The 12,446-nt window shown below is 57.8% G+C and carries 12 protein-coding genes; all 12 read right to left on the bottom strand.

All coding sequences use genetic code 11. The features are described 5' to 3' along the window. Complete coding sequence (gene rfbA, locus HU743_RS06785) at nucleotides 1-891, bottom strand: glucose-1-phosphate thymidylyltransferase RfbA (RefSeq protein ID WP_186647736.1); 891 nt, start codon at nucleotides 889-891, stop codon at nucleotides 1-3. Further along, the gene (gene rfbD / locus HU743_RS06780; protein ID WP_186647734.1) at nucleotides 888-1,781 is read right to left on the bottom strand and encodes a dTDP-4-dehydrorhamnose reductase; all 894 of its coding nucleotides are present in this window, start codon (nucleotides 1,779-1,781) and stop codon (nucleotides 888-890) included. The genes rfbA and rfbD overlap by 4 nt, the downstream gene beginning before the upstream one ends. Further along, complete coding sequence (gene rfbB, locus HU743_RS06775) at nucleotides 1,778-2,854, bottom strand: dTDP-glucose 4,6-dehydratase (RefSeq protein ID WP_186647731.1); 1,077 nt, start codon at nucleotides 2,852-2,854, stop codon at nucleotides 1,778-1,780. The genes rfbD and rfbB overlap by 4 nt, the downstream gene beginning before the upstream one ends. 223 nt (nucleotides 2,855-3,077) lie before the next feature. Beyond that, entirely contained in the window at nucleotides 3,078-3,317 is a 240-nt protein-coding gene (locus HU743_RS06770; protein ID WP_186547043.1) for a lipopolysaccharide assembly protein LapA domain-containing protein, read from the bottom strand. A 30-nt stretch (nucleotides 3,318-3,347) separates the two neighbouring features. Continuing rightward, entirely contained in the window at nucleotides 3,348-3,644 is a 297-nt protein-coding gene (gene ihfB, locus HU743_RS06765; protein WP_007950920.1) for an integration host factor subunit beta, read from the bottom strand. Nucleotides 3,645-3,798: 154 nt separating this feature from the next. Next, nucleotides 3,799-4,077, bottom strand: coding sequence for a hypothetical protein (locus tag HU743_RS06760; protein WP_186547042.1), 279 nt, complete (start codon nucleotides 4,075-4,077; stop codon nucleotides 3,799-3,801). A gap of 191 nt (nucleotides 4,078-4,268) precedes the next feature. After that, a complete protein-coding gene (rpsA, locus tag HU743_RS06755; RefSeq protein WP_186647730.1) occupies nucleotides 4,269-5,954 on the bottom strand; it encodes a 30S ribosomal protein S1 in 1,686 nt (561 codons plus the stop codon). A gap of 119 nt (nucleotides 5,955-6,073) precedes the next feature. Then, complete coding sequence (cmk, locus tag HU743_RS06750) at nucleotides 6,074-6,763, bottom strand: (d)CMP kinase (RefSeq protein ID WP_186647728.1); 690 nt, start codon at nucleotides 6,761-6,763, stop codon at nucleotides 6,074-6,076. Then, entirely contained in the window at nucleotides 6,760-8,967 is a 2,208-nt protein-coding gene (locus tag HU743_RS06745) for a bifunctional prephenate dehydrogenase/3-phosphoshikimate 1-carboxyvinyltransferase (RefSeq protein WP_186647899.1), read from the bottom strand. The genes cmk and HU743_RS06745 overlap by 4 nt, the downstream gene beginning before the upstream one ends. A gap of 28 nt (nucleotides 8,968-8,995) precedes the next feature. Beyond that, on the bottom strand, nucleotides 8,996-10,108 hold the full coding sequence (hisC, locus tag HU743_RS06740) for a histidinol-phosphate transaminase (RefSeq protein ID WP_186647727.1): 1,113 nt from the start codon (nucleotides 10,106-10,108) through the stop codon (nucleotides 8,996-8,998). A gap of 13 nt (nucleotides 10,109-10,121) precedes the next feature. Then, nucleotides 10,122-11,216, bottom strand: coding sequence for a prephenate dehydratase (gene pheA, locus HU743_RS06735; protein WP_016770924.1), 1,095 nt, complete (start codon nucleotides 11,214-11,216; stop codon nucleotides 10,122-10,124). Then, nucleotides 11,216-12,301, bottom strand: a complete 1,086-nt coding sequence (gene serC / locus HU743_RS06730) for a 3-phosphoserine/phosphohydroxythreonine transaminase (protein WP_186547039.1) — start codon at nucleotides 12,299-12,301, stop codon at nucleotides 11,216-11,218. The genes pheA and serC overlap by 1 nt, the downstream gene beginning before the upstream one ends. Nucleotides 12,302-12,446: the final 145 nt, after the last annotated feature.

The following is a 12,446-nucleotide window of genomic DNA, read 5'->3' as shown; positions in this document are numbered from 1 at the left end:
TCAGTGGGAATCAGAGTCCAGAACTTTCTTCAAATACTGACCATACCCAGTTTTTTTCAGCGCATCGGCTTGAGCAGCCACTTGCTCGGCAGTGATCCAGCCATTGTGATACGCAATTTCTTCAAGGCAGGCAACTTTCAATCCTTGACGCTGTTCAATTGTATGAACGAAGTGACTAGCCTCAAGCAATGAGTCGTGTGTCCCTGTATCCAACCAGGCGAATCCGCGGCCCAGCATCTCTACGTTAAGTATTTTTTGCTCAAGATAGGCACGGTTGATATCAGTGATTTCAAGTTCGCCCCGCTCGGAAGGCTTGATACTTTTAGCGATGTCGATCACTTGATTATCGTAGAAGTAAAGACCGGTTACAGCGTAGTTTGATTTAGGCTTCAATGGCTTTTCTTCAATGCTCAGCGCACGCCCGGTTGCATCGAACTCAACGACACCAAATCTTTCCGGGTCAGAGACGTGATAGCCGAAAACAGTTGCACCCGACTTCTGCGAACCCGCAGAGCGCAAATTTTCGGAGAAGTGGTGGCCGTAGAAAATATTGTCACCAAGAATAAGACAGCAAGGGTCATTCCCGATGAACTCTTCACCAATAATGAACGCCTGCGCCAAACCGTCAGGACTAGGCTGCACGGCGTAACTCAGTTTAATCCCGTAAGTGCCGCCGTCCCCTAGAAGTTTGCGAAAGCATGGAAGATCTTCTGGTGTAGAGATGATCAAAATCTCACGCATCCCCGCCAACATCAAAACCGACAGCGGATAGAAAATCATCGGCTTGTCATAGATAGGCAGCATTTGCTTGGAAACACCAAGCGTGAGCGGATGTAAGCGAGTACCCGAGCCACCTGCGAGGATAATGCCTTTACGATTTGTTGTGGTCATTTGTTGAGAACTTCCCTAAGCATTCGGGTTACACCACTTTGCCAATCCGGCAAGTGTAGAGAAAAATTGTCGCGCAGTTTCTGAGTGTTCAAGCGCGAGTTCAGAGGTCGGCGTGCAGGCGTTGGATAGGCTGTTGTTTCGATCGGATTGACCGTCGTCACAGCCAATTCCTCGCTTTGGCTTTTTGCGAAGGCAATCACATGACTGGCATATCCATGCCAGGACACTTCGCCCGCAGCGGCCAAGTGATAGAGGCCAGCCAACTCTGGACGCTTGATAACTTGCTGAATAGCCAGCGCCGTGACGTCGGCAATCAGGTCAGCCCCGGTCGGCGCGCCGATCTGATCCGCAATGACGTTCAACATTTCGCGGTCTTTCGCCAGCCGCAGCATCGTCTTTGCGAAGTTGTTACCGCGAGCGCCGTAAACCCAGCTCGTGCGAAAGATCAGATGCTTGCAACCCGATGCGACAATTGCCTGTTCGCCGGCGAGCTTGCTGGCGCCGTAATGGTTCACCGGTGCGACAGCATCTGTCTCCTGCCATGGCGCTACGCCTTGGCCACTGAAAACGTAATCCGTTGAATAGTGAATCAGCCATGCGCCCAGCGCTGCGGCCGCTTCTGCCATAACGCCAGTCGCAAGGCCGTTAACGCGATCCGCCAATTCGGTTTCCGACTCAGCTTTGTCGACCGCCGTATAGGCAGCAGCATTGACGATAACGTTGGGCTTTACCTGACGAATCGTTGCGCGCAAGGCTTCAAGATTGGACAGATCGCCGCTAAGCCCATCAACAAGATGACGATCAAGCGCCACCAGCTCACCAAGCGGCGCCAGGGCGCGTTGCAGCTCCCAGCCCACTTGGCCATTCTTACCCAGCAGAAGAATTCTCATGCTTTGTTCGAGCGATCCGCATAGTTCTGGTCGATCCACTGCTGGTAGCTGCCGCTCTTCACGTGCTCTACCCATTCAGTGTTATTCAGATACCACTCGACCGTCTTGCGTATGCCGGTTTCAAACGTCTCTTCAGGTGTCCAGCCCAGCTCACGCTGGATCTTGCTCGCATCAATTGCATAACGCACGTCATGACCAGGACGATCCTGAACATAAGTAATCAGGCTGGCATGAGGGCGGTGGGCAGAATCCGGACGCAACTCATCGAGCAACGCACACAGGGTATGCACTACTTCAATGTTTTGTTTTTCGTTATGACCGCCGATGTTGTAAGTCTCACCGATGACGCCTTCGGTGACGACTTTGTACAACGCACGGGCGTGATCTTCGACATACAGCCAGTCACGAACCTGATTACCCTTGCCATATACAGGCAGCGATTTGCCTTCCAGCGCATTGAGAATGATCAGCGGGATCAGCTTCTCTGGGAAGTGGCATGGGCCGTAGTTGTTCGAGCAGTTGGTCACCAGTGTCGGCAGGCCGTAGGTGCGGGCCCAGGCGCGAACAAGGTGATCGGAGCTTGCCTTGCTGGCCGAGTATGGCGAGCTTGGCTGATACGGCGTGGTTTCGGTGAAGAGGTCTTCCGGACCTTCGAGGTCTCCGTAGACTTCGTCAGTCGAAATGTGGTGGAAGCGGAAGTTGGCTTTGCGGGTGTCGTCCAGCGCAGCCCAGTAATGGCGCGCGGCTTCGAGCAGCGTGTAAGTGCCAATAATATTGGTCTGGATGAACTCGGACGGGCCGGAGATCGAACGATCGACGTGGGACTCTGCGGCCAGGTGCATGATTGCATCCGGCTGGTGCTCACGCAGAACACGATCAATCTGATCACGATCGCAGATATCAACGCGCTCGAAGGCGTAACGCGAACTCTGACTGACTTCTGCCAGGGACTCCAGATTGCCGGCGTACGTCAGCTTATCGACGTTAACGACCGCATCGGAAGTGTTGGAGATGATGTGACGGATGACTGCCGAGCCAATGAAGCCGGCGCCGCCGGTAACTAGAATTTTCACGCGAAACGATACCCTTGAGCTGCGGACAGCGCTGCCAGTGAGCGCGGTCTAATCCATGAATGCAGAAGCCACTCGCCGTTGGCATCCGTCAGAGTCAGTCTGAATCGACATGCATAAAGGCACGATCGAACAAGGGACGCATTTTACAGCTTAATGATGGTTTTACTAATGGATAAAGACAGGCTGAGGCGCAATTTCGACAGATGCCCTGCACCTGTCGTTATCAGACCAGTCGCTTGCGCGCCGCTCTGGACGAGCGTCCCAGAAACCAGCCCAGCAGCGGCCCGATCAACATGCCAATAAGCAATGCCAACACCACGACCAGTGACACTGGCAACTGCGGCCCGGAAAAACCCAGAAACAAAAGCGCGACCGATTGCTGGTTCTCCAGCACGAACGCCAAGACGACCAGAACCATTAATAGGAGAAATACGCCAAGCAATATGCGCTTCAGGTTACGCATTCACGCCCCCTTGAATTTGAGTAGCGAAGATCAAGCGCCCTCCTCCTCTTCCTCATTCACACGATCACGCAATTCCTTGCCCGGCTTGAAATGCGGAACGAATTTACCGTCCAGACTGACCGATTGGCCGGTCTTGGGATTGCGGCCGACACGTGGCGCGCGGTAGTGCAGGGAGAAGCTGCCAAATCCACGGATCTCGATGCGATCACCGGTGGCGAGGCACTGAGACATTTGTTCAAGCATGGTCTTGATGGCCAGCTCCACATCCTTGGATGAGAGTAGCCCTTGATGGGTGACAATTCGTTCGATCAACTCCGACTTCGTCATATTTTTCCCTTCTTTTTCAAGCAGCTAGATCAGCGCTTGAAAGGTTTTAGCATGCCCGGAAGATTTTGAACAGCCCAGGGATTGACATATCTTCGCCAGCGTCAAAACGCCCGTTTTCAGGGCATCGAATCGATGCCGGGTGGTAGTCGCGCACTTAACGACAGATCACCAACATGGTCCGGGTCAGGTAACCTGCCGGGTTGAACCCAAAAGGATATTCATCTTCATCCTTGGCATCGTCTGACCGCGTGACGACCTTGTAGCCCGCCCCCTTGCACTCCTTCGCAGCGCGCTTGTGGCACTTCTCCCAGCCAGAACCCAGCCCGGAGCAGTCGACCTCGATACCGCTTACACCACGCACCGCATGGGTCTTCGCGCTGGTCGTGCAACCTGCCAACGCCAATATCGCTGCAACGACAATCAACTTGTTCATCCACTTCCTTATGCCAGGTTAAGCCCGACGCTTACACACTTAGACGAAGCTTAGTCGCGAATAGGCGATTGATCCGATTAAAGAAACAGACCTGCAAGCGAAGCGATTGGTTTCACGGCCGAGCCGTATTGCCAAATCGCAGGCACAAAAAAGGGCGACCGAAGTCGCCCTTTTTCATGATCAAGCAGAACTTAGTTCTGTTTGGCCAACGCTTGCTTCAGCAGCCCAGCCATAGTGGTATCGACTTTGTCTTCCGAAGAAGTTTCTTTCAGGCTCTGAATTGCTTCTTTCTCTTCAGCATCATCTTTCGACTTGATCGAGAGCTGGATTACGCGGCTCTTGCGATCAACGCTGATGATCTTGGCTTCAACTTCCTGGCCTTCTTTCAGAACGTTGCGCGCGTCTTCAACGCGGTCACGGCTGATTTCGGAGGCTTTCAAGGTAGCTTCGATGTCGTCGGCCAGAACGATGATGGCGCCTTTGGCGTCAACTTCTTTCACGGTACCGGTCACGATAGCGCCCTTGTCGTTAACCGAGACGTACTCGGAGAACGGATCGCTTTCCAGTTGCTTGATGCCCAGGGAGATGCGCTCGCGCTCTGGGTCAACCGACAGGATGACGGTGTCCAGCTCGTCGCCCTTCTTGAAACGACGTACGGCTTCTTCGCCCACTTCGTTCCAGGAGATGTCGGACAGGTGAACCAGACCGTCGATGCCGCCGTCCAGACCAATGAAGATACCGAAATCGGTGATCGACTTGATGGTGCCGGAGATCTTGTCGCCCTTGTTGAACTGGCCAGAGAAGTCTTCCCATGGGTTCGACTTGCACTGCTTGATGCCCAGGGAGATACGACGACGCTCTTCGTCGATGTCCAGAACCATGACTTCCACTTCGTCGCCGACTTGTACGACTTTCGAAGGGTGGATGTTCTTGTTGGTCCAGTCCATTTCCGAAACGTGTACCAGACCTTCAACGCCTTCTTCCAGCTCAGCGAAGCAGCCGTAGTCGGTCAGATTGGTAACACGAGCGGTTACGCGAGTGCCTTCTGGGTAACGGGCTTTGATAGCAACCCATGGATCTTCGCCCAGTTGCTTCAGGCCCAGGGAAACACGGTTGCGTTCGCGATCGTATTTCAGAACCTTGACGTCGATTTCGTCACCAACGTTAACGATCTCGGAAGGATGCTTGATGCGCTTCCAGGCCATGTCGGTGATGTGCAGCAGGCCGTCCACGCCACCCAGATCGACGAATGCGCCGTAATCGGTGAGGTTCTTGACGATACCTTTGACTTGCTGGCCTTCCTGCAGGGATTCCAGCAGAGCTTCACGCTCGGCGGAGTTCTCGGCTTCGAGGACGCTGCGACGGGAAACGACAACGTTGTTGCGCTTCTGGTCCAGCTTGATGACCTTGAATTCCAGCTCTTTGCCTTCCAGGTGCGTGGTGTCGCGCACTGGACGGACGTCAACCAGGGAACCTGGCAGGAACGCACGGATGCCGTTAACGTCGACAGTGAAGCCGCCTTTAACCTTACCGTTGATAACGCCCTTGACCACTTCCTCGGCTGCGAAGGCTGCTTCCAGAACGATCCAGCATTCAGCGCGCTTGGCTTTTTCACGGGACAGCTTGGTTTCGCCAAAGCCGTCTTCAACCGAATCCAGAGCAACGTGAACTTCATCACCAACGTTGATGTTCAGTTCGCCAGCATCGTTGTAGAACTGCTCAAGCGGGATGAGTGCTTCAGACTTCAGACCAGCGTGAACGGTTACCCAGCGAGCCTGGTAATCGATATCAACGATAACACCGGTGATGATGGAGCCTGCCTGAAGGTTCAGGGTTTTCAGGCTTTCTTCAAAGAGTTCCGCAAAGCTTTCGCTCATTTTAATTCCTGTAGATGAGGGCGAAGTAAACGCCCATCTCCACACCCCAGACGGTGTGGGTTAGTTTCATTTAAAAGAAGCACCGCAGGACTATGACTGGTCCCCTGCGACCCTCTTGGTCACCCGGCGATATCGCGAATGGCGATCTCGCTCATGATGCGTTCAAGCACCTGATCGATGGAAAGCTCCGTGGAATCCAGCTGTATCGCGTCGGCCGCCGGCTTGAGCGGGGCTACTGCGCGCTGGGTGTCACGCTCATCGCGTGCACGGATCTCATCTAGCAGACTCGACAGACTAACACCCTCGACTTTGCCCTTCAACTGCAAATATCGACGGCGCGCCCGCTCCTCGGCACTGGCAGTGAGGAAAATCTTCAGCGGTGCATCAGGAAAAACCACCGTACCCATGTCACGGCCATCGGCGACCAGGCCCGGCGCTTCCTGGAATGCACGCTGGCGCTGCAGCAGTGCATCGCGCACGGCTGGCAGCGCAGCCACTTGCGAAGCGCCGGAACCGACGCTCTCGGTGCGGATGACATCGCTGACTTCGTCGCCTTCCAGAATGATCCGCTGCAACTGACCTTCGGTCGCCGCAATGAACTGAACATCCAGATGAGCGGCAAGCTTCTTCAGCAGTTCTTCATTGGTCAGGTCGACACCATGGTTGTGCGCCGCGAACGCCAGCAGGCGATAAAGCGCACCGGAATCCAGCAGATTCCAGCCCAGACGTTTGGCCAGAATCCCGGCAACCGTGCCTTTGCCAGAGCCGCTTGGCCCGTCGATGGTGATGACCGGTGCAATGTTTTTCACGACTGAGCCTCTTGTGCCACACGAATACCGACCTGCCCGCACAGCGCGAGGAAGTTGGGGAACGAGGTCGCGACGTTGGCGCAATCGTGAATGCGGATCGGTGCAGTCGCGCGCAACGAGGCAACACTGAAGGCCATCGCGATACGGTGGTCGCCATGACCATGCACTTCACCGCCGCCGATCTGGCCGCCGTCGATGATGATGCCGTCCGGGGTCGGCTCGCACTTGACGCCCAGCGCCAGCAAACCGTCCGCCATGACCTGAATGCGATCCGATTCCTTGACCCGCAGTTCTTCGGCACCGGTCAGCACGGTGCGGCCTTCAGCACATGCAGCCGCGACGAACAGGACCGGGAATTCGTCGATCGCCAGCGGAACCAGTTCTTCGGGAATTTCGATACCTTTGAGTTTAGCTGCCCGCACGCGCAAGTCAGCCACTGGCTCGCCACCGACTTCGCGCTGGTTTTCCAGAGTGATATCGGCACCCATCAGACGCAGGATGTCGATCACACCGGTACGGGTCGGATTGATGCCGACGTGCTCAAGCACCAGCTCCGAGCCTTCAGCAATCGACGCCGCCACAAGGAAAAACGCCGAAGACGAAATATCGCCCGGCACTTCGATGTGGGTAGCGCTCAGCTTGCCACCGGATTCGACCGAAGCCGTGGCACCGTCGACGCTGACCGGGTAGCCGAAGCCACGCAGCATGCGCTCGGTGTGGTCACGGGTCGGCGCAGGTTCGGTAACGGTGGTCTTGCCTTCAGCGTAGAGACCGGCGAGCAGCAGGCAGGATTTCACCTGGGCGCTGGCCATCGGCATGGTGTAGGTCACGCCCTTGAGCTTGTTCCCGCCGCGGATAGTCATCGGCGGACGACCTTCAGCGGCGGTTTCGATCACCGCGCCCATCTCGCGCAATGGATTGGCCACGCGATTCATCGGACGCTTGGACAGCGAAGCGTCGCCGGTCAGGGTGCTGTCAAAGTTCTGCGCCGCCAGCAGGCCGGACAGCAGACGCATCGAGGTGCCGGAGTTGCCCAGATAGATCGGGCCCGGCGCAGGCTTCAGGCCGTGCAGGCCAACACCGTGGATGGTCACGCGGCCGTGGTGCGGGCCTTCGATGACCACGCCCATGTCGCGAAACGCCTGCAAGGTCGCCAGGGCATCTTCGCCCTCAAGGAAGCCTTCGACTTCGGTGACGCCTTCGGCCAGCGAGCCGAGCATGATCGAACGGTGGGAAATCGATTTGTCACCCGGTACGCGAATCCGACCGGACAGGCGGCCACCAGGTTGAGCCAGGAAGATCAGATCGTTGGAATTCATAGCGTCCACATAGGCCCTGCGGGCCAGGATTTTACTGAAATGCTCGCGGGCAACCCGGGCGCGCGTGAAAACGCCCAACAATTGGTGCCCATCCCCTGCATCGACCGCGTCGCGCAAGGCGTCGAGGTCGCTGCGAAATGTATCGAGTGTGCGCAGGACAGCCTCGCGGTTGGCGAGGAAGATGTCGTGCCACATCACCGGGTCGCTTCCGGCGATTCTTGTGAAATCGCGAAAACCACCGGCAGCGTAACGGAAGATCTCCAGATTTTCATTGCGCTTGGCCAGCGAATCGACCAGACCGAAGGCCAACAAGTGCGGCAGATGACTGGTCGCGGCCAGCACTTCGTCGTGACGCTCGACCTGCATATGCTCGACATCGGCGCCCAATTCGCGCCACAGACGATCAACCACGGCCAGCGCGACGGGATCGGTCTGCTCAAGCGGCGTGAGGATCACTTTGTGCCGACGGAACAGTTCGGCATTCGAAGCTTCAACCCCGCTCTGCTCGGAACCGGCAATCGGGTGCCCCGGCACGAAGCGCGCCGGCATGCCGCCGAACGCTTCGCTCGCCGCGCGCACCACATTGCCTTTGGCGCTACCGACATCCGTGAGGATCGCCTGCCCCAGATCCATGACAGCCAAACGCGCGAGCAGTTTTTCCATGGCCAGAATCGGCACCGCCAGCTGAATCACATCAGCGCCCACACAGGCCAGCGCCAGGTCATCTTCGCAACGATCGACCACACCCAGCTCGACCGCAAGCCTGCGCGATTGCGGGTCGAGATCGACCCCGACCACTTCACGGCACACGCCACTTTCGCGCAAGCCCTTGGCAAACGAACCACCGATCAAGCCCAGACCGACCACCACCAGGCGACCGATCATAGGTGCAGCAGGTTGCAGTGCAATGACGTCAACCACGAGCCAGAACCTTGCGCAGCGCCTCGAGGAAACGGCTGTTTTCCGCCGGCAGGCCGATGGTCACCCGCAGGTGGTTCGGCATGCCGTAGTTAGCGACCGGACGCACGATCACGCCTTCGCGCAGCAAGCCCTGAAACACCGGAGCGGCTTCTTGACCAAGGTCGACGCAAATGAAGTTGCCTTTGGATTCGATCCAGCCCAGACCCAGCTCACGGAAGCCCGCTTGCAACTGCTGCATGCCAGACTCGTTGAGATGACGGCTCTGCGCCAGATATTCCTCGTCTTTCAACGCCGCGCAAGCCGCCGCAAGGGCCAGACTGTTGACGTTGAACGGCTGGCGAACCCGATTCAGCACGTCCGCCACCACAGGCGTCGACAAGCCATAACCGACGCGCAGCGCGGCCAGGCCATAAGCCTTGGAGAACGTTCGCGACACCAGCAGGTTCGGGTAAGCGGCGAGGAAATCCAGACCGTCAGGCAGATCGCTGCCTTCGGCGTACTCGATGTAGGCCTCGTCCAGCACCACCAGCACATGCTCGGGAACGTCCTGGAGGAACTCGTCCAGGGCTTCGGCGCCGAACCAGGTGCCGGTCGGGTTGTTGGGGTTGGCGATAAACACCACACGGGTATTGGCATCGATGGCCGCCAGCATCGCCGGCAGGTCATGCCCCCAGTTTTTGGCTGGAACCACTTTGGCTTGTGCGCCGACCGCTTGAGTCGCAATCGGATACACCGCGAAGGCGTGCTCGCTGAACACCGCGTTCAGGCCCGGCGCCAGGTAGGCGCGGGCGACCAGCTCAAGAATGTCGTTGGAGCCATTGCCCAGCGTGACCTGATTCAGCTCGACCCGGCACTGCTCGGCCAGCAGCGATTTCAGGGCGAAACCATTGCCATCCGGATAACGGGTCAGCTCGGCCAGCTCTTCACGAATCGCCGCGAGGGCCTTGGGGCTGGCGCCCAGCGGATTTTCGTTGCTCGCCAGTTTGACGATTTTCGCCGGATCCAGGTCCAGCTCACGCGCCAGTTCGTCCACAGGCTTGCCCGGAACGTACGGCGACAGTTGTTGCACGCCCGGCTGTGCCAGAGCGAGGAAGTTGCCACTCATTTGCTACCGCCCCTTAGAGAACTGCTTTCGGGTAGGAACCCAGCACTTTGAGTGCTACTGCTTCCTGACTGATCTTTTCCAGCACACCTTTGATCAACGGATCACGGTGATGACCGACAAAGTCGATGAAGAACACATAGGTCCATTTGCCGCTGCGCGACGGCCGGGTCTCGATGCGGGTCAGGTCGATGCCATTGTCGTGAAACGGCACCAGCAGCTCGTGGAGCGCGCCAGGCTTGTTGCTCATCGAGACGATGATCGAAGTCTTGTCATCTCCGGTCGGCGGCACTTCCTGATTACCGATCATCAGGAAACGCGTCGAGTTATCCGGGCGATCTTCGATCTTCTCGGCCAGACGGGTCAGGCCATACAGGCCCGCCGCCATGTCGCCGGCGATCGCCGCCGAATTCCACTCGCCCTTCACCCGCTTGGCCGCTTCGGCGTTGCTCGACACCGCCACGCGCTCGACATTCGGATAATGCGCGTCAAGCCACTTGCGGCACTGGGCCAGCGACTGCGCGTGGGAGTAGATGCGGCTGATGCTGTCGGTCTTGGTGTTTTCCCCGACCAGCAGATGATGGTGGATACGCAGTTCGACTTCGCCACAGATCACCATGTCGTGCTCGAGGAAGCTGTCCAGCGTGTGATTGACCGCGCCTTCGGTGGAGTTTTCCACCGGCACCACGCCAAAATTCACCGCACCGGCTGCCACTTCGCGGAACACTTCGTCGATCGCCGCCATCGGCTTGCTGATCACGGCATGACCGAAATGCTTCATCGCGGCCGCTTGGGTGAAGGTGCCCTCAGGGCCGAGATAGGCCACTTTCAGTGGCTGCTCCAGCGCCAGGCACGAGGACATGATTTCGCGGAACAAGCGCGCCATCTCTTCGTTGCCCAGCGGCCCCTGATTGCGCTCCATCACCCGCTTGAGCACCTGAGCTTCGCGCTCGGGACGATAGAACACCGGCACTTCGCCTTCGGCCAGCGAGGCCATCTTTACTCGCGCGACTTCCTGGGCGCAACGCGCACGCTCACTGATCAGCTCCAGGACTTTAGTGTCCAGAGCGTCGATGCGAACGCGCAGTGCCTTGAGTTCTTGCTCGGACATCAGCCGTGTTCCTTCTCGAATTCCGCCATGTACGCCACCAGCGCGTTGACGGCGTTGATGTCGACGGCGTTATAGATAGAAGCGCGCATGCCGCCCACGGAGCGGTGGCCCTTGAGGTTGAGCAAGCCGCGCGCGTCGGCACCGGCGAGGAACGGCTTGTCCAGACGATCATCAGCCAGACGGAACGGTACGTTCATCCACGAGCGATCCGATTTGTTGATCGGGTTGCTGTAGAGGCCGCTGGCGTCGATGAAGTCGTACAGCGTGCGCTGTTTGACGTCGTTGAGCCTGGCGATCGCTTCGACGCCGCCCTGCTCTTTCAGCCACTGGAACACCAGACCCGACAGGTACCAGGCCAGGGTTGGCGGGGTGTTGTACATCGAGCCGTTATCCGCCGCGACCTTGTAGTCGAGCATGGTCGGGCACAGCGCGCGGGCCTTGCCAAGCAGGTCTTCGCGGATGATGTTGACGACGATGCCGCTCGGGCCGATGTTCTTCTGCGCGCCAGCGTAGATCATGCCGAAACGCGAGATATCGACCGGACGCGAGAGGATGTCCGAAGACATGTCGGCCACCAGCGGCACGTCACCGGTTTGCGGAATCCACTGGAATTCCAGACCGCCGATGGTTTCATTTGGCGCGTAGTGAACGTAAGCGGCGTCTTTCGACAGGTTCCACTCGTTCTGGCCCGGAATGGCAAAATAGTCGTAAGGCTTGGCGGTCGCGGCGACATTGACGTGGCCGTAGCGCGAGGCTTCTTCAATGGCTTTCTGCGACCAGATACCGGTGTCGATATAGTCGGCCGAGCCGCCCTCCGGCAACAGGTTCAGGGGAATCTGCGCAAACTGTTGGCTGGCGCCACCCTGCAGAAACAGCACTTTGTAGTTCGACGGGATATTCAGCAGGTCACGCAGATCCTGCTCGGCCTGGGTCGCGATGGACACGAACTCATCGCTGCGATGGCTCATTTCCATGACCGACAGCCCCTTGCCGTGCCAATCAAGGAGTTCACCCTGGGCGCGCTGCAGGACAGCTTCAGGCAACGCCGCAGGACCGGCGCAGAAGTTATAGGCTCGCTTGCTCACATCCAATCTCGCTCTGATTTGGTGGTCACTTGAATCTTTTGGTCTGCGGATGATCGTTCCCACGCTCCGCGTGGGAATGCATCAAATGACGCTCTGCGTCATGGGACGCGGAGCGTCCCCGGCGGCATTCCCACGCAGAGCGTGG

This window comes from Pseudomonas sp. SWRI99, from assembly GCF_014270125.1.
In the GTDB taxonomy this organism is placed as follows: domain Bacteria; phylum Pseudomonadota; class Gammaproteobacteria; order Pseudomonadales; family Pseudomonadaceae; genus Aquipseudomonas; species Aquipseudomonas hamedanensis.
Note: the sequence above shows the minus strand (reverse complement) of the source record. Positions and strands in the feature narration are given on the sequence as shown.